Origin of the sequence: Pedobacter sp. CFBP9032, from assembly GCF_034045265.1 — a bacterium.
In the GTDB taxonomy this organism is placed as follows: domain Bacteria; phylum Bacteroidota; class Bacteroidia; order Sphingobacteriales; family Sphingobacteriaceae; genus Pedobacter.
The window spans coordinates 297,181-321,195 of record NZ_JAXCWE010000004.1; the positions used below are offsets into that span (position 1 = coordinate 297,181).

The window sequence follows — 24,015 nt, forward strand, 5'->3', positions numbered from 1 at the left end:
GCAATGACAACTGAAAAGAAAAAAAAGAATATAGTAGTACCAATCATTTTAGGTGTATTACTCGTAATAGGTATCGTTTTTGGTATCGTAGAATGGAATTATTACAGCAAGCACGTAGATACGGATGATGCCCAGATTGATGGCGATATCAGCCCCGTGGTTGCACGAGTTGGTGGTTATGTAAAGGATATCAATTTTGAAGAAAATACACACGTAGCCCAAGGACAGGTTTTAGTAAAACTTGATGATGATGATTTTAAGGTAAAATTAGAGCAGGCACAATCTGGCCAGAAAGGTGCAAATGCTGGTGTTGGCGTAGCTCAATCTCAAATTATTGCAACACAGGCGAATACCAGCACAGCAAAAGCAAATGTTGCTGCAGCAAGAGTTAAACTAAACTTAGCAAATAAAGATTATGCCCGTTATGCAAATCTTGTAAAAGACGGATCAATTACGCAACAGGCATTTGATCAGGCAAAAGCTACACAAGAATCTGCACTGGCAGCTTTTCAGGCCGCTCAGGATCAATATACCGCTGCGGTTAAACAAGTAGGCACAACACAATCTCAACTGGCAGTGAGCAACAATGTAATTAGTCAGCGCCAGAGTGATATCGATTTTGCAAAACTTCAATTGTCTTACACAGACATTAAAGCGCCTGCAACTGGTATCGTATCTAAAAAGAATGTTCAAAAAGGTCAATTGGTTCAAGCAGGACAATCCTTGTTTTCTATTGTGAACGATGGTAGTATCTATGTTACTGCAAACTTTAAAGAAACGCAGTTAGAAAAAATTAGAACAGGTTCTAAAGTGGAAATTGAAGTTGATGCTTATCCTGATGAGAAAATTCAGGGTGAAGTTTATAACTTCTCTCCAATAACTGGTGCAAAAGGTTCTTTATTGCCGCCAGATAATGCCACAGGTAACTTTGTAAAAGTTGTTCAACGTATCCCTGTAAAAATTAAAATTCATCCATCAAAAGAAATGTTAGCCAAATTACGTCCAGGAATGAGCGTTAAAGCTTCCGTTTCTACTAACTAATCATATAATGGCCGAAGTAGGTTTAAAAAAGTGGATTATTACTTTTACAGTAATCACAGCGTCTTTATTGGAGCTGATTGATACGACTATTGTAAACGTAGCAATTCCTCAAATACAGGGAAACCTGGGCGCTACCCTCGAAGATATCGCCTGGTTATCTACTGGTTATGCTGTTGCGAATGTGATCATCCTGCCCATGTCGGGCTGGCTGGGCAGTCGTTTCGGGCGTAAAAATTATTTCTTAACCTCTATTATCGTTTTTACATTGGTTTCATTTTTATGTGGTAACGCCACATCTTTAAATGAACTGATTCTGTTTAGGATTTTACAAGGCGTTGCCGGTGGCGGATTGATTTCAACCGCACAAGCCATTCTGATCGAAACCTGGCCCCGGGAAGATGTAGGTATCGCCACAGCTTTATTTGGTTTAGGTGCCGTTGTTGGCCCTACCGTGGGCCCAACCATTGGTGGTTATATTTTAGAAGTAGCCGATTGGCCATGGATTTTCTATGTTAATATTCCCGTCGGAATCCTCGCCGCCTACTGTACCTATACCTTTATTCGAGAGACACCGAAAGACGGAAAAGGGAAGCCCGTGGATTGGTGGGGAATTGCTTTATTGGCAATAGCCGTGGGTAGTTTGCAAACCGTTTTAGAAAAGGGAGAAAGCGAAGATTGGTTTTCAACTCCATATATTACCGCATTGGCTGTAATATCTGTTTTCGGCTTACTGCTTTTCATCTGGAGAGAAACTGCTACCGAGTTTCCTATCGTAAACCTTCGGATTATGAAAAAAAGAAGCTTCTCTATCGGGATGTTTACCTCTTTTATTTTAGGATTTGGACTTTACGGTTCGGTATTCGTTTTCCCTGTATTTGCGCAGAATTTGTTAGGGTTTACGCCCTTACAAACCGGTAAACTTTTCATTGCAGGAGGTATTTGTACCATTGCCATGATGCCATTTATTGGTATTATGCTTAAGAAAGGAGTGCCGGCACAGTTTATGGCTACCGGAGGAATGTTTTTATTCTTCGTTTTCTGTTGGATGCTGAGTAATTCTACATTGGCTTCAGGCACAGGTGATTTCTTTTGGCCATTGGTGATCAGGGGTTTTGGTATGGCGCTATTGTTTGTGCCTTTAACTACGCTGGCTATGCAAGATTTATCCGGAGCCGAGATTGGTCAGGGTTCTGGCTTAAATAACATGAGCAGGCAGCTTGGAGGTTCATTTGGAATTGCAGCATTAACGACTCTAATTCATGTTCGTGCCGGTTTCCATAGAAATAACCTGCTAACCAACATCAATGAATATAACCCGGCTTTTACCCAAAAATTAAATGCGCTAACCAGTGGCTTTATGGCTAAAGGTACTTCTTTTATAGATGCAAAATTAATGGCCATGAAAGCAATTGAAGGTACCGTAATTAAGCAAACCATGCTGCTTACCTATAGTGATGCTTATTGGGTTGCAGGGTTGATTATGTTATTCTCTATTCCGCTTCTTTATCTGCAGAAATTTAAGAAAAATGCAAACATTGTTACTGATGCGCATTAAGGTGTCGTCTCCTTTTTAAGGGTTATTTATTAGGTTAGGTCATTGCGCTACCTTTCCACAAGAGAGGGATTCAAAGAACGGTGATTTAACCTAAGGATTATTCATATGTGAAGGCGGTTGCGGGTACCGCGGCAGAATGTTATTTTCTATCGGTTTGTGTCTCATCAACTGAAAAATTACCGGTTGATGGGGTAAACTTAGGCTGGTTGGTAAGACAGCAACCAGTAGGAGTAGTAGGTTGATGAATAACCAATTTCGTGTTTTCCTTGCTTTTTTCGCTTCGCCAGCTATGGTTAAATGCCTAAAAATCCTACAAAACAAAAACAGCCGGTGTATTTTTGATACATCGGCTGTTTTAACCCAAAAAATTAACAATCTATGCAATGCCCTTAAACATTGCAAATGTCTTACTTCGCTATCAAGTAGCCAAATAAGATTCTAAAATTAAAATTTATTCTACAATTTTCCAAATTGTAAGCCTTAGAATTTTAATACCTTATGCATTTTTTGTAGTATTACCCTATACAAAACAATTGCTTAAGCTATGCCAAAACTCCGTTTGACTACACAGCGAGAATCTATCTTTAATAACGAGGTGATCTCGAAATTCGAGCTCTTTAACAGTCTTTTTTTAACGCTTCCTTTTTATAAAATAAAAGATACCGGTACATTATTGCCATTGTTCTTTAAAAGTTGTGAAGAAGGAATTTTAAATGGCCAGAAACCTGCGCAGGTAATCGAAGAATTTTTTGCAAAGTATACCAATTATACTGAACGTAAAGACATCACTGATTTGTTGTTCCGTTTTATTCAATATATCGAACGCCAGGTGGTGCTTTTTGATGCTGTTGAGGATGCCTCATTTAGTAAGCTGAACACAACCGATGAACAGAGTACCCTTGCCTTTATTCTGAAAAAAAATGCTGATAATAAGCCAATGCTTTCAAAAATTGAAAAGCTGATTGATGAATTATCATTACGATTAGTTTTAACGGCGCACCCTACCCAGTTTTATCCTGGAAGTGTTTTAGCGATTATCACTGATTTAACGCAGGCCATTCGCGAAAATAACATTACCTCAATGAATTCGCTTTTGCAGCAACTGGGTAAAACGCCGTTTTTCAATAAAAAATCGCCAACACCAGTTGATGAAGCTTTGAACCTTGCCTGGTTCCTGGAAAATACTTTTTACTTCGCTGCGGCAAATATCCAGGAAGAAATTGACCAGAATCTGGATGAATACAACCTGGAGAGCAAAAAAATCCTGGAGCTGGGTTTCTGGCCGGGAGGTGATCGTGATGGAAATCCAAATATCCATGCCGATACCACTTTAGAGGTTTCTAAAATGTTACGCCAAATTCTTTTCCGTTGCTATTATCGCGATTTCAGGGTAATTAAGCGCAGGATTACTTTTAGAGGTGTGGAAGAAAACATTGCTAAACTTCATGATGTGTTGTATAAAAATGCTTTCGATCAAACCTGCGAACTTTACGATATCTCTGATGAGTTACAGGAAAACTTAAATAAGATTAAAGAAACTCTGCTCGCTGAGCATGATGGTTTATTTGTGGATTTAGTGAACGATTTAATTCGTAAAATTGATCTGTACGGAAATTATTTTGCATCGCTTGACATCCGCCAGGATAGCAGGGTGTTGAGAAATGTGCATGCTTATTGCCGCCAGAACAAGCCTATATCTTCCCTTTATCCGGAAAATTACGATCAACTTTCGGAAGCTGAAAAACTTAAACTGATCTCATTCAAAGAAGCCACGCCAGTTTATGTTACAGACGCTGACGATTTAATTAACGATACCATCCAAACGATAAAAGAAATAAAAGGAATTCAAAAACGCAATGGAGAAAAAGCCTGTCATAGGTTCATTATTAGTAACTGCCAGCAAGCGAGTGATATTCTTCAGCTTATTGAACTTTTCTTATGGAATGGCTGGAGCAAGGATGCTTTAACCATAGATTTTGTGCCGCTTTTCGAAACCGTAAATGATTTAAAAGGTGCTGCAGATATTATGGATATTTTATATAGCAACCCATTTTATAAAGCGCATTTAGCTAGCCGTGGCAATAAACAGGATATTATGCTGGGTTATTCTGACAGTACCAAAGATGGTGGTTATTTAATGGCCAACTGGTCGATATTTAATGGAAAGACTACCCTGACAGCTATTGCGAAAAAACATAATATTCAACTGGCCTTTTTTGATGGGCGCGGCGGACCACCTTCCAGGGGTGGAGGTAAAACACACCGTTTCTATGCCTCTATGGGTAAAGAAATTGCGAACAAAAATATGCAGTTAACCGTACAGGGACAGACCATTAGCTCACAGTACGGCTCAGTAGAAAGTGCAGAATTTAACATCGAACAGTTAATCAACGCTGGTATTTCTTCTGGTTTGAAAGAAAAACACAACGTATTACTAGATCCTGAGAACAAAGCCTTACTTGATGAAATGGCTGAGGATGGTTACAGCGCTTTTGTAGCTTTACGTGAACATCCACTTTTTGTAAGTTATTTGGAAAAACTATCTCCGCTTAAATTATTATCTCAGGCAAATATTAGCAGTCGCCCGGTAAAAAGAAACGGCGGAGGTGAGATGAAGTTAGAAGATTTACGGGCTATTAGTTTCGTTACGGCCTGGAGTATGTTAAAACAGAACGTACCAGGTTTCTATGGAATGGGTACAGCGATGAAGAATCAGGAAAAAGTAGGAAACTGGGATAAAGTAGTGAAGGTTTACGAGGATTCGGATTATCTTAAAACAATCGTTGATAATTGTATGATGAGCATGAGTAAATCAGACTTTGTTATAACGGCCCATTTAGCTAACGACAAAGAGTTTGGTGCTTTTTGGACCCAACTACACAATGAGTTTGAATTAACGAAAGAGATGCTTTTAAAATTATCAGGACAAGAAACGCTGATGGCAAATTATCCTGTTGATAAAAAATCTATCGCCACCCGTGAAAAAATTATTCTTCCGCTGGTTCTAATACAGCATTTTGCTTTAGAAAAACTTCAGCATAACCAGAATGAAAAAGATCAGACAGCGCTGGAAAAACTCGCGGTTAGAACGGTGTTTGGTATTGTAAATGCAGGTAGAAATTTGGCTTAAAGTTAGTGGAAATATAAATGGCCGAAATGCCTAAGAATAATAAACCCCTCATAGATTTGCATCTACGAGGGGTTTTATTTTAAAGCAACCGATTAAAAGGAATTACCGATCAATCGAGCCCATTACTTTTTGTCCGAAGGCATTTAATGCGTCTTTTTCAACAGCACCATCGCTTACCATTTGGTGTACTTCAAGTGCACCACAAATATTGGTAATCATCTCGCCAGCAACATCAACCTCATGCTCACTAACCCCTCTGAATTCACAGAAAGCCTCTAGAACCTCTAAAGTGGTTTCGAGTTGAGCAGGAGTAGTGTTCTGAAATAATTGTCTTATAACCGGGATCTTCATTATTTTATTTTGTTAAAAAGTTCTGTTAAACCTTCCGCTTTGTTGGTTTGCACCTGATCTACCAATTTGCCGCCTTCAAAAGCCGCAAAGGTTGGTAAATTATCAACGTTTGCAAATTTGCGTGAATTTGGAAGTTTCTCAGCATCAACAATTAAGAAAGCTACATCTTCATTTTCAGCAGCTAACTTTTTGAACTTTGGTTTCATGATTCTGCAGTTACCACACCACGATGCGGCATACTGAACCATAACTTTTGAGTTATCAGCTAAATATTGTTGAAGATTATCTTCTGTTAATTCTAAAAACATATTGTTTAATTTTTACTAGTTCGCAGCTAAATATTCAGCAACACCATCTCTGTTAGCGTTCATTGCTTCTTTTCCTTCTTCCCAGTTTGCAGGACAAACTTCGCCATGTTTTTGAACGTGAGCGTAAGCATCAATTAAACGTAAATATTCTTTAACGTTTCTTCCTAATGGCATATCGTTAACACTCTCGTGGAAAACTTTACCAGTTTCGTCAATTAAATAGGTTGCTCTGAAAGAAACATTTGAACCAGAGAAAGATTCGTTTCCTTCTTCGTCATAGTTAACTTCCTGATCTAAAATATCAAGAATTCCAGATAATTGTCTGTGTGTATCCGCTAAAATTGGATAAGTAACACCTTCAATACCACCATTGTCTTTTGGAGTATTTAACCATGCAAAGTGAACTTCGTTTGTATCGCAAGAAGCACCAATTACAATGGTATTTCTTTTTTCAAACTCAGGTAGCGCCGCTTGGAAAGCATGTAATTCAGTAGGGCAAACGAAAGTAAAATCTTTTGGATACCAGAATAACAATACTTTACTGTTTTTATTTACAGCTTCTTCAAATACATTGATTTTCATGTCATCACCCATATCTGACATTGCATCAATACTAACACTTGGGAATTTTTTACCTACTATTGCCATGTTTTTTTATCTTTAATTTATGCTGCAAAGGTACGGCGAAAACATGTCCAAATCAACCCATATTTATGAATAGTTAATTGTATTTATTGATAACGATATAGGCAAAAACTATAATCTTCGCAAAGGTTATAACAATTAGTTATTAATGGCTTAAGGAATGAATAGGGGATGCTTTTATCGTGTTTATAGTCATCGGAAGATTATGCACCAGGTTCAAAAACTCCTATTTCTTCAAGGTATTTTCATACAATTTAAAGATTCTTTTATATTCATCTGTCCAGCTGCTTGGCTCGATAAAGCCATGGTCTTCAACAGGATATACAGCCAGTTCCCAATTGTCTTTACCAAGTTCAATAAAACGTTGAGAAATGCGCACTATATCCTGGAAATGTACATTTACATCTACCATTCCATGCGCCATCAATAAATTACCTTTTAGTTTATCTGCGAAATAGATTGGCGAGCTTCTTTTATAGGCAATAGGGTCATTAAAAGGTTCGTTTAAAATATTTGAAGTATAACCGTGGTTGTAATGCGCCCAATCGGTAACAGAACGTAATGCCGCACCACTTGCAAATACATCGGATTCATTAAACATAGCCATAAGGGTGATAAAACCACCATAAGAGCCACCGTATAAACCAACATGTTTAGGATTAACACCATATTTTTCGACTAAAAATTTCACGCCATCCACCTGATCGGTTAGGTCTTTCCCACCCATGTGTCTGTAAATTCCGGTTCTATGGTCGCGACCATAACCCGAACTTCCGGTATAATCGATATCAATCACCGTATAACCATTATCTGCCAGCAAATTGTTAAACATATACTCGCGGAAATAAGTACTCCAACCAAAGTGAATATTTTGTAAATACCCGGCACCATGAACAAATACAACCGCAGGATGATTTGGATGTGGTTTGTTTGACTTATAAACCCTGGCATAAATATCTGCACCATAGCGGTTTTTAAATGTTACCATATCAGGTTCGCGCCACTTATAACTGTTAAATTCTGTAGAACTAGACGCTGTAACTTTTACTGCTTTTGCACCAGGCTTATTCGGCTGAAGATAAAGTTCGCCGGGTTTATTAAGGTAGGAATAATTGATAGCCAGGTATTTTTCATCTGGAGAAAGCGTAATTTCATTCAATCCCTTCAGGGTGCTGATTTGAACTGGCTGCCCACCATTTACACCAATTTTGAAAAAATTAGTAATGCCCGGATGTTCCTTATTTGCTTTAAAATAAAAGGTGGTTTTATCCTTCGATAATTGCAATGTTTGTACCTCCCATTTACCCGAGGTGAGCTGTTTCTTTTCTCCAGAAGCGATATTGGCAACATACAAATGTGAATATCCGGTTGCTTCACTTTGGTAGTAAAAACGGCTGTTATCTATCCAACCCGTATTTCCTTGATAAAACCCGCTGATGCCAGGGCCACCAATCCAGGCCTCATCCCGCTGCCGATCTACCAGAGAAAACTTTCCGGTAGCGGCTTCTAACTTCAAAATCCAACGGTCTTTGTTATCTAAAGACGTGGCTATTAAAATTCCTGCTGTTCCGTTTTCATTCCACATCGGACCGAAAAAATTAACCGGGCGGTCTGCATTTTTCTTTTTTAAAGTATCCAATTCTTTCGGGTAATCCTTTAAATAATCCGGCAAATCTTTAATGCCTGGAATACTCCCGGTTTGGAGTGCATACACAGTATCTCTTTTCGTGTCGTAAATGAATCCCTGAGCAATATTTTCATTTTCTCCAACCTTCGTTCGGCCAGGAATATCTTCCGTATATCCAGATGCCGTAACATAGTTTGGAACAATGGTGTTGTGGTTGTTTTGAGCAGGAGTGGTAAGCTTGTAAGTAATATACCTGCCATCCGGACTAATCACCACACCATTCAGAAATTTGTCTTCAGTATAAAGTTCTTTTAAAGATTTTGTATCGGCAGATGCTGTACCAAAACGGCTTCTTCCTGCACGGGCACCACCTCGAGTTTCTGCATTTCTTTTTTTGATGATGTCAAACAATGCCGTTTGCTCACCTTTCAACCACTTGTCTTGTTCCGTGGCTGATTTGGACGCTGATCGACCGGCTTTTTTACCTTTTACAAAATTGGTTAATTGCGTAGTTTCTGCAGATTTAAGGTTGACCTCAAATAGATTATCCCCTTGTTGATAAACTACATTTCCGTTCACTAAGAAAATAGGATTGCTTTCACGTTCTAATGTATTGGTTAGACGGATTTCCTTTTTGGTCTTGAAATTTTGAAGATAGATATCTCCATTTTTTTCGACAAGGCCAGCTGACTGATCTTTATTATAAACGTAATTTAAAGCCAGCAATTTCTCATCTTCTTTTTCGACAGCTTTAATAGGTTTAGCAGAAGCATTTGTAATTTTATAGAGTTCCTCTTTTGCTTTGTTTTCTGGGTTCCAATTGAAATAAAGTGTCTCGCTATCGGCTGTCCAGCGAAAATTAGTAGGTGTAGCGCCCATCCATTTTGGATCACGCATAATCTTTTCAACTGTTAACGGACCGATTTGCTGTGCGAAAGTATATTCACCTGTACAAAGCAAAAGAAAAAGTAAATATTTCTTCATGAATTTTAGTTTGGATGCCGCAATTTAGATAATGCGCAAACTAAACAGGTAAGGAAATGGAAATGTTACAACTGCTTTAAAAAGAGTATAGACACGGAAGCACTAAACGCACGGAAAGGATAGTTTAAATTCCGTGTATTCTGTTTTCCGTGGCAAAAAATTTATTACACACGTGATTAGGTGCAAAAATAAGGTTGCCACGGAAGCACTAAACGCACGGAAATGAGAGCTTAAATTCCGTGTATTCTGTTTTCCGTGGCGAAATTGTCTTGTATACTTGATTTAGGTGCAAAAATAAGGTTGCCACGGAAGCACTAAACGCACGGAAAGGATTGTTTAAATTCTGTGTATTCCGTTTTCCGTGGCAAAAAATATATTACACACGTGATTAGGTGCATAAAAATAAAGTTGCCACGGAAGCACTAAACGCACGGAAAGGAGAATTTAAAATTCCGTGTATTCTGTTTTCCGTGGCAAAAAATCTATTATTTGCTTGATTTAGGTACATAGAAAAAGTTGCCACGGAAGCACTAAAGGCACGGAAATGATAGTTTAAATTCCGTGTATTCTGTTTTCCATGGCAAAAAATATATTATATACTAGATTAGGGCCTATAAAAATAAATTTGCCACGGAAGCACTAAACGCACGGAAATGATAGTTTAAATTCCGTGTATTCTATTTTCGTGGCAGAAAATATATTACATACTGGATTAGGGCCTATAAAAATAAGGTTGCCACGGAAGCACTAAATGCACGGAAATGATAGTTTAAATTCCGTGTATTCTGTTTTCCGGGGCAAAAAATCTATTATTTGCTTGATTAGGTGCATAAATAAAGTTGCCACGGAAGCACTAAACGCACGGAAATGAGAATTTAAATTCCGTGTATTCCGTTTTCCGTGGCAAAAAATCTATTATTTGCTTGATTAGATGCATAAATAAGGTTGCCACGGAAGCACTAAACGCACGGAAATGAGAATTTAAATTCCGTGTATTCTGTTTTTCGTGGCAAAAAATCTATTATATACTAGATTAGGGCCCATAAAAATCATCTGATTACCCGCCCTGTCCTGTCAACATTTACATCATCAAAAGGCTTCAAATATTCGTTGATAATAACTGAAAACTCCCTCCTGGTCAAAACCTTTTTTAAATCATATTTTGAAGAAAATTTATAGTTCTTATTCCATTTTTTTTGCAATTCTGCTTTGGTGGCATCAATAGCTTTATTACCAACATAAGTAACCAGAGAAATTGTATTTTCTAAATTAATGGGAACGTCTTTGTGATCGTCAAACCAGATTTGAGCTTTATAATAATAATCTTTTATTGGCTGTTTGATTTCCTCATAAGTAACTTCCTTCTCTGGATAAAAGAAAGCTTTTTCAGTTTTGACTTCAGCTTTTAGAATCCCGGTGATCCCTATTTTCTGGATGGCAAGCCAATTCGAATCCGTAACCTTTACATCATTAAAGGGCATCAACGAAAGTTTATAACTCAGGAGTTCGCCTTGAATTCTTTTTAAATTGGATAAGCTGGTTTTTGTTTTAAAAAAGGCCGCATATGAAGCTGTTGCACCAGCTGCCTGACCAATTTCAGCATTGTTTGGATCAACGTATAGTAGGTTTTCCTGATCTGAGATCAACAAATGATATAAAGATAAAAAGTTTGAGGTACCAGTTATACCCGAAATTGTGGTGCGATAAAAGTTTTCTGTATAATTTAAAGCACTTAAGTCTGCGGATTTTAAATTCGCAGTTTTTAGCTGGGAAAGTACCATATCGCTATTGTCTGCAATAATTAGCACCTTGGCTTTTATGGTTTTATCTTTACTTAATTTCGCTTCCCATCCACTGCCGGAACGCGCCAGGGCAATTATGGTGGTGTCATTTATAATCTTAAACAGTTTAATGCTGTCAACCTGATTTTTAACTGACTTTTTCTTTTTTGGTTGACCTGATTTTTTCTCTAAATCCTGAGCATATGCAATTACTTTCTGTTGTACATGCTCATAAAGGTTGTAAATTTCTGCTGTTTTTGTTCCCTTAATTTTTTCCAGACTAAAAGGAGTGCTTTGGGTTACAATTAAAACACTGCAACCAGAGCGAGAAACCTGTAACCCTGATGAGTAGGCCGCATCATTATTTCCCAAGACCAATACATCTGTTTTTATGGTTTGAGCATGAATAATTGTTGGGATTAAACACATGAAAATAAAAAATAGCTTTTTCATCCCTGGGATTTTAAATGGAATGCAATATGCTTTAAATCGATGAAATTTTGGTCATAATATGTATTCATTTTAACTAAATTAACAGATGATGATTTAAATGACTACTTTGGTTTTATGGATATGGAACAATTAAAATACCCTATTGGACAATTTGTTATGCCTGAAATTTTCAATCAGCACCAGGCTGATATCTGGATTGCTGAAATTGAAGCTTTACCCAACCAGCTTAAAAGCGCTACCGAAAGTTTGGTTAGTGAAGAATTAAATCAGACCTATCGCCCAGGTGGTTGGACATTGAGGCAGGTTATTCACCATATTCCAGATAGCCATGTTAATGCATACATTCGTTTCAAGCAGGCCATTACAGAAGATATTCCTGTGATCAGGCCTTACCACGAAGAGTTGTGGGCAGAAACTGAAGATGCAAAAAGTGGCGATATTGAAATGTCAGTTGCTTTATTAACTGCTTTACACCAACGTTGGGTAATCTTTTTAAAAACATTAAAGATGGAGGATTACCAGCGGAAATATATTCATCCTGCTCAAGGAAAGGAACTTACGCTGGCCAATATGCTTGGGATGTATGCCTGGCATGGGAAACATCACCTGGCCCATATTTCGAATACAATAAATAAAGCATAAAAAAATATTGTTCAATTAATTACATAAATACCAGCATGGCCGCACTCATGGCTATCATAATGGCATCTTCAACAATGGTAACCGTGCTCATTGGCAGGTTAAATACGGCACCCAAGCAGGCGCATTGAATCTTCTTTTTATTAATTACACTTTCTAAAACGCCGAGAATACTTACCGTCATTACAACTAATGTTACCCAGTTTACAATAACAGGAGATAAATTAAGCGCAAAACTTAAACCTAAACCAAGTTCAATAAAAGCATAAATGTATCCCCAAAGGTTAAACTTTTTAGCCACGATATCGTACATCGCATAGCTTTCGGCAAAGGCCTTCAAGTTTAGCATTTTGAAAAAAGAGAAGGTTAGGAAAAAACCAGCCATGAAAATGCGCATAAATACCATAAAATCTATCGTATTATCCTGCCATGAAGTTATTACTGATATGGCTATAACATATCCAAAAATTAATAAAATGGGCTTATAAGTTTCTACCCATGATTGGGTTGCCGTGCTGGCTTCGACAATTGAGTCGCTTGTAATTTGGTATTTGCTGTCGGCGCCACCCAATGCCTGTTGTAAGGTAGCTAAGCCGATGTGTTTATCCATGCTGATGGTTGCCGATTGTGTATCTTTCGAAACCTCTACGGCAGTTACATCAGGTAAAATTAAAAGGTTGCTTTTTACTTTATTTTCGCAACCACCGCAAGTCATGCCAGTAAGTTGATAGGTATGTGTCATATAAAATGTTTATACAAATTTACCTATCGGTTGGGCGATAACCGTTATAGAATAATCATAAAATGTTATAGAATTTTATACTAGTAAAACCATTCTATTGAAAGCGAATTTTGACTAAAGACTAAAGACTAAAGACTAAAGACTAAAGACTAAAGCTCTCGCTGCCGACTAAAACAGAGGTCATGGTGAGGGAACCACCAACCGCTTTATCGTTAAAGAAAGAAAGTTCTTCCTGATCGTTCTTTAACCCAAGCGTGTAAATAAGAGGCAGGTAATGTTCTGGAGTAGGAATGGCAAGCATGGCATCTTTTCCTAAGCTACTGTAATTAATTAGTGGTTGATGATCGCCATTGATAATTAGACTTTTGAATTTATCATTCATCTCATTTGCCCAATCGTAGCCACCACCGTTGATCATTTCCCAGCTCAACATCCGAAGATTATGCACCATGTTTCCGCTGCCGATAACTAAAATGCCTTTTTTTCGAAGTGCATAAATTTCCTTTGCAATTTCATAATGCTGCGCAGGAGATTTAGTGTAATCTATACTGAGTTGCAGAACCGGAATGCTTGCTTCGGGGTACATATGTCTTACAACTGTCCAGGTGCCGTGGTCTAATCCCCAATCGTGATCAAGCTCAATATGGGTAGAATGGGCCAATGATGAAATCTCTTTAGCCAGTTTTAAATTGCCTGGGGCTGGGTATTGGACATCAAATAAAGCTTGCGGGAAACCACCGAAGTCATGGATGGTGGATGGAAAATTCATCGCCGTTACAAAAGTTCCGTGCGTGTACCAATGTGCTGAAACAACTAATACCGCTTTTGGTACAGGAATCTTTTTCGCCAGATTAGCCCAACTTTCGCTATACTCATTGTGCTCAATACCATTCATCGGCGAACCATGACCGATAAAAAGCGTAGGCATCAGCGCTGTTGGTGCTAAGCCTTGAGTAAAACTCCTAAATTGAGATAGTGTTGACATATTAACTTAAGATTGTCAGCCTGAGCTTCTCAAAAACATTTTTTGATGCTCAAACTGACAAGATCATTTATTTGGCTTGCACGAATTCTAAGTTCAATTTGATGGTTACATCTTTCGCTACGCCAGCACCAGTTGGATCATATTTAATATTATAATCTAGTCTGTTGATAGTTGTTGTGGCGCCGAAACCAGCTTTGGTATTTCCTTGTTGGTCTTTTGCCGTTCCACCATATACCACTGCAAATTTTACATCTTTTGTTACATCGCGAATGGTTAATTTTCCTGCCAATTCGTAATTATTGCCACTTAATTTTTTGAACGAAGTGCTTTCAAATTTCATTGTTGGAAATTTCTCGGCGTTAAAGAAATCGTCTGTTTTTAAATGACCATCTCTCATATCTACACCGGTTGTAATGCTGTTTACATCTACTGTGAAAGCAATTTTAGCATCAGTTAAATCTGGTTTCGCTGCAGTAACTGAACCATCAAATTTTTTGAATGAACCATCTACAAACGAAATGCCCATGTGCTTAACGGAGAAATTTACAAACGAATGCATTGGATCAATTTTCCAGCTGGTTTGTGCAAAAGATGCCACACTTATAGACGTAGCTATCAAGAATAAGAATAATTTTTTCATGTTGTTTTTTTAACAAAAGTACACGGCGGACTACCAATAGCGTGTTGATGTATGGTAAGAAAGCTTATTTAGCCCAAACTAATCCATAAAGAAAGCAAATGGCTATATCTCCCGCAGTATTTTTGAGAAGAGTGATCGCTTAATTAAATCTCATCTAAAGTCTTTCGCTTATCAGATGTATCTGATTTATAAGCTGAAGGTGTAGTGCCTGTTACTTTTTTAAATTGAGCGGAAAGATGCGCTACACTGCTATAGTTAAGTTGAAAAGCAATTTCGCTCAGGGTTAATTCTCCATAGGTGAGCATCTCTTTTGCCTTTTCAATTTTCTGTGCAATGAAGTATTTCTCAATCGTCTGATCTTCAACCTCTGAAAAAATACTACTCAAATACGGATATTCAAGATGAAGTTCTTCGCTTAGATAGGTGGAAAGATTAATTTTTAAGGGATCTTTTAAGTAGTGAACCAGGTTAATAATACTGGTTTTTATTTGTTCGGCAATTTGAGTTTTTCTGTCTTCTAATAATGCAAAACCAAAAAGGCTCAGGTGCTTCGCAATTTTGATCTTCTCTTCCTGCGAAATATCTTCAGGCAATACTACTTCACCCAATTCTACCCTAATCGGGTTAAAGCCAAGCTTCTCCAGCTCAGCCTTAACCACCATTTTGCAGCGGTTACATACCATATTTTTGATATGTAATTCCATTATTTTGATTTGATCGTCTCAGCAACATCACCACAATCAAACATCATACTTCCATAATACGGGTTTTCGATGTTCTCTTTTTCGTTTAACCAACTGGCTTTTGCCATTGGGCAGTGCTGAACGTAAACGGTGCCACTATTAAACGGAATGTTTCTAATGGTTTTAATCATCGCAGATGAGATACTTTCGAAAGATTTTCTTTGCGCTTTGATGTCTTTACCAGCTGCTAATTCGGCTGCTTTTGCCTTGATGATTTTAGCTTGCTCCATCCAAAGTGTATGTTGTGTTGCAGGCAGATCTTTATGAGGGATGGCATCCACCTTTGCTGATAATGCTTTAACCTTTTCCTTTGCCACATCCATTTTATCTGTTGCCAATGCATTTTTGACATCATAATAAGCAGTTAACAATTGATTAAATGCCACATCTGTTTTACTTTGTGCAAATGTTAATTTTGTACTTGCGATGGCGATTATTGCCACCATGATCATAATTTTTTTCATCTTATTTATTTTTGTGAACCTTGTATTCGCATCAATCAAGGTTGGATTGCGAACGAAGATTCATTAAGTTTAAATTATTTTAGAACATTAAAAAAGTTAAATTCTGCTCTTACCAGATACATGTTTTTGGTGTATCTGTCAGTCATGTTTCCCGCTGCCTGAAAACGGTAACCCAAATCAATTCTGGTGGTACTATTCAAAATCACCTGAACTGCTGGTGCTAAATCCAGATAGCTTTGACCAGAACCGGGATCAGTTTTACCTAACATTTCAAAGTATACATTGAAATTTGGTTCCTTGTAGTTTTTGTAAACAAAGGGTAATACCAGATAACCAGATGATAAACTGTAGGAGAGCATGTTACTTGGTCTCGACATTCCTGTAATTTGTCTGTCGTTGTCCTTGAAAGCATGCGCATAACCCAAAGTTGCTGATAGGGCCAGCTTATGAAGCAGCTGTGTTACTATAAATCCACCTTGAATACCGCTATTATCACCCTCCAGGTTAATATCTTTGGTGTAAGTTGGTCTTTTGCTGGTGCTGATTCTTCCGAAGGCTGCCGCTCTTAAATGACTTTGGGCTTCATCGATGGAAAGAAAGCGATATTTAGCATACAAACTTCCACCTTCTAAACGGTATTTTCCGTCCATATCAGACAAGAAAGCCTGAGCATGCATCATCAGGTTTTTATTAAAGCCAAACATTACCTCAGGAATGGTTCTGCTTACAAAACCAGGATTGTTAAACATCCCTTCGTTGGTTAGGCGAACACCGATAGACTTTGTAGGCATATTGCTTGCTGGCTCAGTAAACACATAGAGCTCCTGACTAAAAGCATATTGAAAAGCGCTGGAAATAACCAGCGCCAAAAATAAAAAACGCCTCATTTTTAAGAAAGAACAAGGTGATAAACGCGCGTTTTCTTTCCATTTACTACAGCAGCACCGCTAGCATAAGCATCAGAACTGATCGATGTGGCTTGCTTTTTAAATGCTGAACCCGAGATAAAATTTTTATCTACTACAGCAGCTTTCACTGTTCCATTTAAGGTTTTGTTTTTTGCATTTACAAAACGATAAACGTTTCCATCAACAATTGCCTGGCCTTTATCATCTACTTTTACCTGGTTAAATGCAAAGTCTGCTGTTAAACCACCCACAGAAAAACCAGCATCCTGAACTTTTTTACGCACTAGATCAAGATTGATATCTGCACCTTTTTTGAAGGTAAGTACAAAGATGTTTTTATTTAAATCTGGCTTTACAGCAGAGATGAAACTCAATGTTTCTAAAGATTTTTGTGTTGCATTTGAACACATAGAACAGGTTAAGCCAGTTACTTGTAAATCTGCACTTGATATTTGTTGAGCCGAAACTTTAACGGTGAAAAGGAGCATAATAATGCTCAATAATTTTATTGTTTTCATGATTTTTTGAAATTAGAATTTAAGAAAATGTCATATTGAGCCTATCGAAATGTTTTACGCATCGATTGGCGAATGACGACTCCTAATTCCTAAAAATGCAGTTGAAAACATGCAGCGCAACCCGGGAGGAAAGTGGGGGAGCCTTATTCGAAATTTTGCTATAAAATTCCGGCTTAATGTTGCTTAGAAATTCTAAAACTGGCGGGTGAAGAAACAGTTGAATAGAAAATAACTTTGGCATTTGAATCTGTGCCGCTGTTTGATGACTATCTTTAACTTTAACGGTTACCTGTGTGTTTTTGCAGCAACCATCATCCTTTTTCTTCTCCGCAGGAATTTCCTTGCAGAATTTACATGAAATCTCATCGCTAAAAAGCTTTACATTTTCCAGTTTCCCACCGCAGAAATGCAAGCTCAAAGCAAAGCCCATTACACTAACCGCATAAAATACGGCCAGGCTTAGTGCTATTTTCTGTTTGAGTTTCATTTTCACAAAGATAACGTAAAAAATAGGGCGATAGCATAATAATTCTTTAACGAATCTCATTTTTAGTTTAAATTAGGCGCAAAATATCTTTCAAATGAAGAAACTCCTGCTATTTGTTTTGTTTTTTAGCTCCCTTTCCGTATTCGCTGCTAAGCCTAAAAATCAATATGTCCGTGTTAAAACTGAATATGGTGAGTGTATTATTAAGTTATATAATGAAACACCGCTACATCGGGATAACTTTCTGAAGCTTGCCAAAAAGGGGTACTATAATGGAACACTATTTCATCGGGTGATCAAGACTTTTATGATTCAGGGCGGTGATCCTGATTCCAGAAATGCAAAGCCCGATTCTTTATTGGGCGAAGGTGGGCCGAAATACACTATTCCAGCAGAATTTCGTGATAGTTTGTTTCATAAAAAAGGTGTTTTGGCTGCGGCAAGGGAAGGTGACCTGGTTAACCCGGCTAAAGCATCCAGTGGAAGTCAGTTTTATTTGGTGCAAGGGAAGATTTTTACAGATGAACAGTTAAATACTCTGGAAGAAAAACGATTGAAGTTCAAAATTCCTGAATGGCAGCGGCAGGTTTATAAAACCATTGGTGGTGTGCCCCATTTAGATCGGAATTACACAGTTTATGGCGAAATCGTTGTAGGCTTGGAGTTGGTGGATAAAATTGCTGCGATGGAAACAGATAAAAATGACAGACCCAAGCAAGATGTTAAAATGGAGATCACTGTGCTTAAGAAAAGAGAGGCCAGGAAGTTGGAGAAGCGGTTGGCTCTTGGAACTATTAATAACTAATCGTTTATCTATTGATTAAAGGCTCCTGGCGATTATCCAGAAAAAAGATTAATGGCTGCTAAAAGTTTTTCGGCATACGCCTTCAATCAATAATTTATAGATTTGCCATTCATGAAAATCATTTCCTATAACGTTAACGGCATTCGTGCCGCAAGCACCAAAAACTTCTTTGGGTGGCTACAGGCTACAAACGCAGATATGGTTTGTCTGCAGGAAGTAAAAGCTTTGCCAGAACAAATTACAGAAATCATTGCTTTGATTGAACAGTTGGGGTATCATCACTATTGGTTTCCGGCGCAAAAGAAAGGCTATAGTGGCGTTGCAATCCTCACCAAAATTAAACCCAATCAAGTAGTTTTTGGTTGCGATGAAGAATGGATTGACCAGGAAGGAAGAATTTTAAGGGCAGATTTCGATGACTTTTCGCTAATGAGTTTATATATGCCATCGGGATCAAGTGGCGACGAAAGGCAGTTAAAGAAATATGCTTTCATGCGGTTTTTTGATACTTATATTGAAGGATTGAAGAAAGAGATTCCTAACCTGATTGTGAGCGGAGATTATAATATCTGTCATACGCCTATGGATATTCACAACCCAAAATCAAATGCCAATTCATCTGGTTTTTTACCCGAAGAACGAGAGTGGATGCAACTATTTTTAGATAATGGTTTTATAGATGCTTTTAGGTATTTTAATAAAGATCCACATCACTATACCTGGTGGAGTTATCGGGCAGGATCGAGAGGGAAAAATTTAGGTTGGCGAATTGATTATCACCTGGTTACCAAACCAATGGAGGATAGATTGCGAAATGTAAGAATTTTACCTGATGCTATTCATTCAGATCATTGTCCGGTGCTATTGGAAATTGAATAATACAACAAATAGGCTTTAGGGGATTATGCAGTTTGGTTTAAGCAAAAAAGCAGTAACTTAATTTACAAGTGCTCAGCCTCGTATTTTTCTCCGGCTTTTAGCATTAATTCAATCTGCTTTAAATCTTCCTGGGTAAGTTCCTCTTTTTCCTGTAATTCAAATACAGCAATCATATTTTCTTCGTATTGTTTTTCAGTTTTAATAACGATTTCGGTTGCCATGTTTGCTTAAAATTTGATAATTTCCGTGGGTGTAATGCAAAAATCTAAATTGATGTCATGCTCATTTACATCGTCTATTTTCGATATTGCAGGTGACAAAGATAAGCCTATTTTTTGAGCATTTATATTTTCAAGAAAGCGATCGTAAAAGCCTTTTCCGTAACCTACACGGTATCCCTGCCTGTCGAAAGCCAGAAGCGGAACGAGAACCAGATCTATTTCGCCATCATGTATAATACCTTTTTGCGGTTCAAGAATATCGTAAAGGTTCTTTTGTAGATCGTGAATGCCCAGATACTCATGATTCGTCATCAGTGCGGTGTTAAAGTCTGCTTTTGGAACGGTTATTTTAATGTGGGGATGATTTTGTGCCAGCCATTCTAGTAATAGAAATGTATTAGGTTCTTTTTTTTCTATAATCGGCAAGAAAGTATGAAGCGTTTTTATGCTGCTGAAATCTAAAGTCGAAAATAGATTTAGCAATCCATTATTCAGAAACGTGTAAGTTTCCTCATTTAAGGACAGTCTTTCTTTTAAGGCCTGTTTTCTGATCTCGCTTTTAAGCATTATAACAAAGGTAGGTAATTGTAGCAATTTGAAATGAAGCTGTTTGCGCTTTGCAATGGAAGATGGTAGCTATAACGATTAGCGCCATAATATCATTTTCGAAATAACTATTCTTCAATCTTTTCCGCGCAAATCCATGTTGCCATGGCAACTTTCAAAACTAAAAAGCCCTTAGAAATAAATCTAAGGGCTCTTGTTTAAATATGGTTGTGTTTACTTCACACGTTCTACGTATTCGCCGGTACGGGTATCAACTTTGATTTTATCGCCCTGGTTTACAAACATTGGCACTTTTACCTCTACGCCATTCTCAAGCGTTGCTGCTTTTAATGCATTGGTAGACGTATCACCTTTTACAGCAGGCTCAGAATAAGTAATTTCAAATTCAGCGAAGTTTGGCAACTGGCCCATAATGGCTTCATCGCTCTCCATAGAAACAATTACGCTCATGCCTTCTTTTAAGAATTTAATGGCAGAACCGAACAATGATTTTTCTACATTGTATTGCTCGTAAGTGTTGTTATCCATTACCACTAAATAATCGCCATCTTCATATAGATATTGATAATCACTAGTTTCTACACGGCAAATTTCTACGGCCTCGTCTGTATTCATCCGTGCTTCTACAATTCTACCTGATTTAATGTTACGAAATTTACCAGTGTAAAAAGCACCACCTTTACCTGGGGTGCGGTGATTCCATTCGTCAACAGTAACCAATTCGCCATTTAAACGAAGAATGTTACCATTTTTAATTTCTGATGCTTTAGCCATATGATGTGATCCTTAATTGGATTTATATTTAGTTTTTAATGAGCGCAAAGGTAAAATTTTTTTATTTAAAACCTATAACGGTTTAAGGGATAAGCACAATGGATAAGCTATCTTACTCGTTCTATGTATGCGCCAATACGGGTATCAACTTTAATTTTATCACCCTGATTAATAAAAAGTGGTACTCTGATTTCTGCTCCGGTTTCTAGCGTGGCTTGTTTTAGCGCGTTAGTGGCCGTATCGCCCTTAACTGCAGGTTCAGAATAGATAACCAATAATTCAACACTAATAGGAAGCCGCGCAATAATAGGTTCGTCGCTTTCGAAGGAAACAGTTAAGTTCATGCCTTCTTTCAAAAACCGAATAGATTCTCCAAAAAAAGACTTGGGGATATTGTACTGCTCAAAGTTTTCATTATCCATCACGACCAAATAACTGCCATCCTCGTACAGGTACTGATAATCGTTGGTTTCTACCCTGCAGAAAGTAACTTCTTCATCAGGGCGAAAGCGGTATTCTACTATTTTGCCTGTTTTGATATTGCGCATTCGAGCTTGATAAAAAGCCCTTAAATTTCCGGGTGTACGGTGAATATATTCTTCTACTGATACCAACTCTCCATTAATTCGTAGCACACTTCCGGTCAGTACATCTGATGCCTTTGCCATTTAATAAATTTGTTCTGTTGTTTTTTGAAGATCAAAGTTAAATAAATCAGTATTGATTTAAAAAAGCAAAGCAGGATTTTATCCCCGTTTAGGACTTATAAAAAAAATATCTGATATTTTTTTAAGGTTGAACGACGAGCATTGGGTTTTTTTAAAATCTCCGATTATACCACGCGTTGAAGAAATTGGATTGTCTAATTAGCGGGTAATTAAAAAATCTCGGTATAAAAGAAATGCCTTTGGGAACCACTCCAAAGGCATAATCAACCTAAACCTCAAACTAAACTATGAAAAACTCTTTGCCTTTTAGGGCTATATATATGATTCTGCAAATGCAGAAAAAACAATCAATTACTTGAAGAGATTAATTAAATAATTGTTTCTCTTTTTGGTGGTGCAAAGGTAAGAACTATTTATCAATTACAAAATATTTTTTTAAAAATAATATTATAATACAAATAGATGACAAATAGGCCGGGTTGCTCCGCGATTAAATGAGGCTTAATTTATTTGTAATCAGAGATTTGAGTCTGATAATCACAAAAATCATACTCATGAATTTGATTTGACCCTATAATGGTTAATCTTCCTGAAGTGAAGTTCTCCATTAAATTTCGATACCAGTCTACCCCCTGAATATCCAGGTTGCTGGTGGGTTCATCTAAAAATAGAATCGGAGAATCTGAACAGCAAGCCAGTGCAAGCTTCGTTCGCTGCTTCATTCCAGAAGAGAAATATTTAATTTCTTTATTTGCTGATTTTTCTAGTCCAAGAATAGAAATTAGCGATTTTTGATCAACTCCGGGCGCAAAATTTTTAAATTTGAAATGGAAATCAATAATTTCTTTCAATGTAAAAGTTTCCACTAACTCCAGGTAAGGGGCAGCCAGGCTGATTTGTTTATAAATATCCTCAATGGGAATATCTTTACCTGCTGAAAATGAGATCTGCCCTTCAGAAGGGGTTAGGCTTCCAGTTAATACACTGAGTAAGGTTGATTTACCAGAACCATTTGGTCCGAGGATAGCATAACGTTTGCCAGATGTAAACTCCGTGCTTAAATTCCGAAAAATCCACTCCTTGTTAAATCTCCTGCCAATATTTGTTAAGCTTATTTTCATTCTTAGAGTATCATGTATTAAGGTATGAGTATCGGGTATTGAGAATTGAGTTTCGGGTATCAAGTATTTGGTATCAAGTATCAGGTATTAAGAACTGGATTTTTGAAAACTAATTTCTTTTTCATGCAAACACTATTGTCTACACCCATGTATTGACCATAATTTGGCGTGATCTGATACCCAACTTTTTGGTAGAGCGCAATGGCTTCTGGTTGCATTTTGCCGGTTTCAAGAATGCATTCAGTAAAACCAAGTTCTTCAGCCCATTTTTCGAGCGCATGAAGTATTTTAGAAGCAATGCCCTGTTTTCTATAATCAGGATGAACAAACATGCGTTTAATTTCTGCAGTGGTATCTGAGAAAGGTTTGATGGCTCCACAGCCAGTTGGTATTTCATTTTGGTAAGCAACCACTACTTCTTTAATGGCATCTACCTTATTAAACTGTGAATAAAAAGCATGATCATCACCATCTCTTATCGCTAAATCTTTATCCAATTGCGTAACCAGTTGTCTAAAATCGGTTTGATCTGAATCGGTTCGGATTAATGTTAAATTGCTCATGAGCGGGTATTTTGCTTTTATTTTACCACCTCGGAAATCAAGATCAGGGGTGTTGTATTGCATATAAATTGTTATGAATATTTATGCTTTATTTACCACCTCAGACACCTTAGTTTAAGGTTATGACCTAAATTACTCCTTGGTACTTAATACTTTTATTTTACCACTTCAGAAATCCAGGATAAGGGTTGTCGTATTGCATATAAATTGTGATGAATATTTATGCTTTATTTACCACCTGAGACACCTTAGTTTAAGGTTATGACCTAAATTACTTCTTGGTACTTATACTTTTATTTTACCACTTCAGAAATCCAAGATCAGGGTTGTTGTATTGCATTGAATATTAATGGTTATGAATATTTATGCTTTATTTACCACCTTAGACACCTTAGTTTAAGGTTATGACCTAGATT

At 37.5% G+C, this 24,015-nt stretch carries 25 protein-coding genes; 6 read left to right on the plus strand and 19 right to left on the minus strand.

Annotated features, from left to right (window positions below):
• Window positions 1–3: 3 nt before the first annotated feature.
• The 3 genes from SOM16_RS09925 to SOM16_RS09935 all read left to right on the plus strand — a co-directional run bounded on the left by SOM16_RS09925 (window position 4) and on the right by SOM16_RS09935 (window position 5,726).
• The gene (locus SOM16_RS09925; protein ID WP_320463850.1) at window positions 4–1,041 is read left to right on the plus strand and encodes an HlyD family secretion protein; all 1,038 of its coding nucleotides are present in this window, start codon (window positions 4–6) and stop codon (window positions 1,039–1,041) included.
• Window positions 1,042–1,048: 7 nt separating this feature from the next.
• The gene (locus SOM16_RS09930; RefSeq protein WP_029281631.1) at window positions 1,049–2,596 is read left to right on the plus strand and encodes a DHA2 family efflux MFS transporter permease subunit; all 1,548 of its coding nucleotides are present in this window, start codon (window positions 1,049–1,051) and stop codon (window positions 2,594–2,596) included.
• Window positions 2,597–3,140: 544 nt separating this feature from the next.
• Window positions 3,141–5,726 carry a phosphoenolpyruvate carboxylase gene (locus SOM16_RS09935; RefSeq protein ID WP_320463851.1) on the plus strand — a complete coding sequence of 862 codons (2,586 nt, stop codon included), beginning with the start codon at window positions 3,141–3,143 and terminating at the stop codon, window positions 5,724–5,726.
• 102 nt (window positions 5,727–5,828) lie between these two features.
• Here SOM16_RS09935 and SOM16_RS09940 read toward each other — a convergent pair whose 3' ends face one another.
• The 5 genes from SOM16_RS09940 to SOM16_RS09960 form a co-directional block, all read right to left on the minus strand.
• Complete coding sequence (locus tag SOM16_RS09940) at window positions 5,829–6,077, minus strand: DUF6952 family protein (RefSeq protein ID WP_109928908.1); 249 nt, start codon at window positions 6,075–6,077, stop codon at window positions 5,829–5,831.
• The gene (locus SOM16_RS09945) at window positions 6,077–6,385 is read right to left on the minus strand and encodes a thioredoxin family protein (protein WP_320463852.1); all 309 of its coding nucleotides are present in this window, start codon (window positions 6,383–6,385) and stop codon (window positions 6,077–6,079) included. The genes SOM16_RS09940 and SOM16_RS09945 overlap by 1 nt, the downstream gene beginning before the upstream one ends.
• 15 nt (window positions 6,386–6,400) lie before the next feature.
• Window positions 6,401–7,033: a peroxiredoxin gene (locus SOM16_RS09950; protein WP_320463853.1), complete on the minus strand. Its 633-nt coding sequence runs from the start codon at window positions 7,031–7,033 to the stop codon at window positions 6,401–6,403.
• Window positions 7,034–7,256: 223 nt separating this feature from the next.
• Window positions 7,257–9,641, minus strand: a complete 2,385-nt coding sequence (locus tag SOM16_RS09955) for a S9 family peptidase (RefSeq protein WP_320463854.1) — start codon at window positions 9,639–9,641, stop codon at window positions 7,257–7,259.
• A 1,049-nt stretch (window positions 9,642–10,690) separates the two neighbouring features.
• Window positions 10,691–11,875, minus strand: a complete 1,185-nt coding sequence (locus SOM16_RS09960; protein WP_320463855.1) for a hypothetical protein — start codon at window positions 11,873–11,875, stop codon at window positions 10,691–10,693.
• A gap of 120 nt (window positions 11,876–11,995) precedes the next feature.
• Between SOM16_RS09960 and SOM16_RS09965 the strand changes: the two genes are divergently transcribed.
• Window positions 11,996–12,517, plus strand: coding sequence for a YfiT family bacillithiol transferase (locus SOM16_RS09965; RefSeq protein WP_320463856.1), 522 nt, complete (start codon window positions 11,996–11,998; stop codon window positions 12,515–12,517).
• Between the two features lie 19 nt (window positions 12,518–12,536).
• Here SOM16_RS09965 and SOM16_RS09970 read toward each other — a convergent pair whose 3' ends face one another.
• The 8 genes from SOM16_RS09970 to SOM16_RS10005 form a co-directional block, all read right to left on the minus strand.
• Window positions 12,537–13,256: a heavy-metal-associated domain-containing protein gene (locus SOM16_RS09970; RefSeq protein ID WP_320463857.1), complete on the minus strand. Its 720-nt coding sequence runs from the start codon at window positions 13,254–13,256 to the stop codon at window positions 12,537–12,539.
• A 142-nt stretch (window positions 13,257–13,398) separates the two neighbouring features.
• Window positions 13,399–14,241: a 4,5-DOPA dioxygenase extradiol gene (gene ygiD, locus SOM16_RS09975; RefSeq protein WP_320463858.1), complete on the minus strand. Its 843-nt coding sequence runs from the start codon at window positions 14,239–14,241 to the stop codon at window positions 13,399–13,401.
• A gap of 67 nt (window positions 14,242–14,308) precedes the next feature.
• Window positions 14,309–14,881, minus strand: a complete 573-nt coding sequence (locus SOM16_RS09980) for a YceI family protein (RefSeq protein WP_320463859.1) — start codon at window positions 14,879–14,881, stop codon at window positions 14,309–14,311.
• Window positions 14,882–15,024: 143 nt separating this feature from the next.
• Window positions 15,025–15,585: an AraC family transcriptional regulator gene (locus tag SOM16_RS09985; RefSeq protein WP_320463860.1), complete on the minus strand. Its 561-nt coding sequence runs from the start codon at window positions 15,583–15,585 to the stop codon at window positions 15,025–15,027.
• Complete coding sequence (locus SOM16_RS09990) at window positions 15,585–16,088, minus strand: DUF3347 domain-containing protein (RefSeq protein ID WP_320463861.1); 504 nt, start codon at window positions 16,086–16,088, stop codon at window positions 15,585–15,587. The genes SOM16_RS09985 and SOM16_RS09990 overlap by 1 nt, the downstream gene beginning before the upstream one ends.
• Window positions 16,089–16,162: 74 nt before the next feature.
• A complete protein-coding gene (locus SOM16_RS09995; protein WP_320463862.1) occupies window positions 16,163–16,975 on the minus strand; it encodes a hypothetical protein in 813 nt (270 codons plus the stop codon).
• A gap of 2 nt (window positions 16,976–16,977) precedes the next feature.
• Window positions 16,978–17,514, minus strand: coding sequence for a heavy-metal-associated domain-containing protein (locus SOM16_RS10000; protein ID WP_320463863.1), 537 nt, complete (start codon window positions 17,512–17,514; stop codon window positions 16,978–16,980).
• A gap of 82 nt (window positions 17,515–17,596) precedes the next feature.
• Complete coding sequence (locus tag SOM16_RS10005) at window positions 17,597–18,001, minus strand: HYC_CC_PP family protein (RefSeq protein ID WP_320463864.1); 405 nt, start codon at window positions 17,999–18,001, stop codon at window positions 17,597–17,599.
• 94 nt (window positions 18,002–18,095) lie between these two features.
• Between SOM16_RS10005 and SOM16_RS10010 the strand changes: the two genes are divergently transcribed.
• The gene (locus tag SOM16_RS10010) at window positions 18,096–18,806 is read left to right on the plus strand and encodes a peptidylprolyl isomerase (protein WP_320463865.1); all 711 of its coding nucleotides are present in this window, start codon (window positions 18,096–18,098) and stop codon (window positions 18,804–18,806) included.
• 111 nt (window positions 18,807–18,917) lie between these two features.
• Window positions 18,918–19,685 (plus strand): exodeoxyribonuclease III, encoded by a 768-nt coding sequence (locus SOM16_RS10015; protein ID WP_320463866.1) that lies wholly within the window; start codon window positions 18,918–18,920, stop codon window positions 19,683–19,685.
• Between the two features lie 62 nt (window positions 19,686–19,747).
• On the opposite strand, the gene SOM16_RS10020 is transcribed toward SOM16_RS10015, so the two are convergent.
• The 6 genes from SOM16_RS10020 to SOM16_RS10045 form a co-directional block, all read right to left on the minus strand.
• Window positions 19,748–19,906, minus strand: a complete 159-nt coding sequence (locus SOM16_RS10020; protein WP_320463867.1) for a hypothetical protein — start codon at window positions 19,904–19,906, stop codon at window positions 19,748–19,750.
• A gap of 6 nt (window positions 19,907–19,912) precedes the next feature.
• On the minus strand, window positions 19,913–20,473 hold the full coding sequence (locus SOM16_RS10025; RefSeq protein ID WP_320463868.1) for a 5-formyltetrahydrofolate cyclo-ligase: 561 nt from the start codon (window positions 20,471–20,473) through the stop codon (window positions 19,913–19,915).
• Between the two features lie 213 nt (window positions 20,474–20,686).
• Complete coding sequence (gene efp / locus SOM16_RS10030; protein WP_320463869.1) at window positions 20,687–21,247, minus strand: elongation factor P; 561 nt, start codon at window positions 21,245–21,247, stop codon at window positions 20,687–20,689.
• 107 nt (window positions 21,248–21,354) lie between these two features.
• Window positions 21,355–21,915 carry an elongation factor P gene (efp, locus tag SOM16_RS10035; protein ID WP_320463870.1) on the minus strand — a complete coding sequence of 187 codons (561 nt, stop codon included), beginning with the start codon at window positions 21,913–21,915 and terminating at the stop codon, window positions 21,355–21,357.
• Between the two features lie 506 nt (window positions 21,916–22,421).
• Entirely contained in the window at window positions 22,422–23,036 is a 615-nt protein-coding gene (locus SOM16_RS10040) for an ABC transporter ATP-binding protein (RefSeq protein ID WP_320463871.1), read from the minus strand.
• An 80-nt stretch (window positions 23,037–23,116) separates the two neighbouring features.
• Window positions 23,117–23,662, minus strand: coding sequence for a GNAT family N-acetyltransferase (locus SOM16_RS10045; RefSeq protein WP_320463872.1), 546 nt, complete (start codon window positions 23,660–23,662; stop codon window positions 23,117–23,119).
• Window positions 23,663–24,015 lie beyond the last annotated feature (353 nt).

Excerpts from the sequence above, each read along its gene's own strand:
- SOM16_RS09925 (WP_320463850.1), top strand. The coding sequence starts at position 4 with ATGACAACTGAAAAGAAAAAAAAGAATATAGTAGTACCAATCATTTTA.
- SOM16_RS09930 (WP_029281631.1), top strand. The coding sequence starts at position 1,049 with ATGGCCGAAGTAGGTTTAAAAAAGTGGATTATTACTTTTACAGTAATC.
- SOM16_RS09935 (WP_320463851.1), top strand. The coding sequence starts at position 3,141 with ATGCCAAAACTCCGTTTGACTACACAGCGAGAATCTATCTTTAATAAC.
- SOM16_RS09940 (WP_109928908.1), bottom strand. The coding sequence starts at position 6,077 with ATGAAGATCCCGGTTATAAGACAATTATTTCAGAACACTACTCCTGCT.
- SOM16_RS09945 (WP_320463852.1), bottom strand. The coding sequence starts at position 6,385 with ATGTTTTTAGAATTAACAGAAGATAATCTTCAACAATATTTAGCTGAT.
- SOM16_RS09950 (WP_320463853.1), bottom strand. The coding sequence starts at position 7,033 with ATGGCAATAGTAGGTAAAAAATTCCCAAGTGTTAGTATTGATGCAATG.
- SOM16_RS09955 (WP_320463854.1), bottom strand. The coding sequence starts at position 9,641 with ATGAAGAAATATTTACTTTTTCTTTTGCTTTGTACAGGTGAATATACT.
- SOM16_RS09960 (WP_320463855.1), bottom strand. The coding sequence starts at position 11,875 with ATGAAAAAGCTATTTTTTATTTTCATGTGTTTAATCCCAACAATTATT.
- SOM16_RS09965 (WP_320463856.1), top strand. The coding sequence starts at position 11,996 with ATGGAACAATTAAAATACCCTATTGGACAATTTGTTATGCCTGAAATT.
- SOM16_RS09970 (WP_320463857.1), bottom strand. The coding sequence starts at position 13,256 with ATGACACATACCTATCAACTTACTGGCATGACTTGCGGTGGTTGCGAA.
- ygiD (WP_320463858.1), bottom strand. The coding sequence starts at position 14,241 with ATGTCAACACTATCTCAATTTAGGAGTTTTACTCAAGGCTTAGCACCA.
- SOM16_RS09980 (WP_320463859.1), bottom strand. The coding sequence starts at position 14,881 with ATGAAAAAATTATTCTTATTCTTGATAGCTACGTCTATAAGTGTGGCA.
- SOM16_RS09985 (WP_320463860.1), bottom strand. The coding sequence starts at position 15,585 with ATGGAATTACATATCAAAAATATGGTATGTAACCGCTGCAAAATGGTG.
- SOM16_RS09990 (WP_320463861.1), bottom strand. The coding sequence starts at position 16,088 with ATGAAAAAAATTATGATCATGGTGGCAATAATCGCCATCGCAAGTACA.
- SOM16_RS09995 (WP_320463862.1), bottom strand. The coding sequence starts at position 16,975 with ATGAGGCGTTTTTTATTTTTGGCGCTGGTTATTTCCAGCGCTTTTCAA.
- SOM16_RS10000 (WP_320463863.1), bottom strand. The coding sequence starts at position 17,514 with ATGAAAACAATAAAATTATTGAGCATTATTATGCTCCTTTTCACCGTT.
- SOM16_RS10005 (WP_320463864.1), bottom strand. The coding sequence starts at position 18,001 with ATGAAACTCAAACAGAAAATAGCACTAAGCCTGGCCGTATTTTATGCG.
- SOM16_RS10010 (WP_320463865.1), top strand. The coding sequence starts at position 18,096 with ATGAAGAAACTCCTGCTATTTGTTTTGTTTTTTAGCTCCCTTTCCGTA.
- SOM16_RS10015 (WP_320463866.1), top strand. The coding sequence starts at position 18,918 with ATGAAAATCATTTCCTATAACGTTAACGGCATTCGTGCCGCAAGCACC.
- SOM16_RS10020 (WP_320463867.1), bottom strand. The coding sequence starts at position 19,906 with ATGGCAACCGAAATCGTTATTAAAACTGAAAAACAATACGAAGAAAAT.
- SOM16_RS10025 (WP_320463868.1), bottom strand. The coding sequence starts at position 20,473 with ATGCTTAAAAGCGAGATCAGAAAACAGGCCTTAAAAGAAAGACTGTCC.
- efp (WP_320463869.1), bottom strand. The coding sequence starts at position 21,247 with ATGGCTAAAGCATCAGAAATTAAAAATGGTAACATTCTTCGTTTAAAT.
- efp (WP_320463870.1), bottom strand. The coding sequence starts at position 21,915 with ATGGCAAAGGCATCAGATGTACTGACCGGAAGTGTGCTACGAATTAAT.
- SOM16_RS10040 (WP_320463871.1), bottom strand. The coding sequence starts at position 23,036 with ATGAAAATAAGCTTAACAAATATTGGCAGGAGATTTAACAAGGAGTGG.
- SOM16_RS10045 (WP_320463872.1), bottom strand. The coding sequence starts at position 23,662 with ATGCAATACAACACCCCTGATCTTGATTTCCGAGGTGGTAAAATAAAA.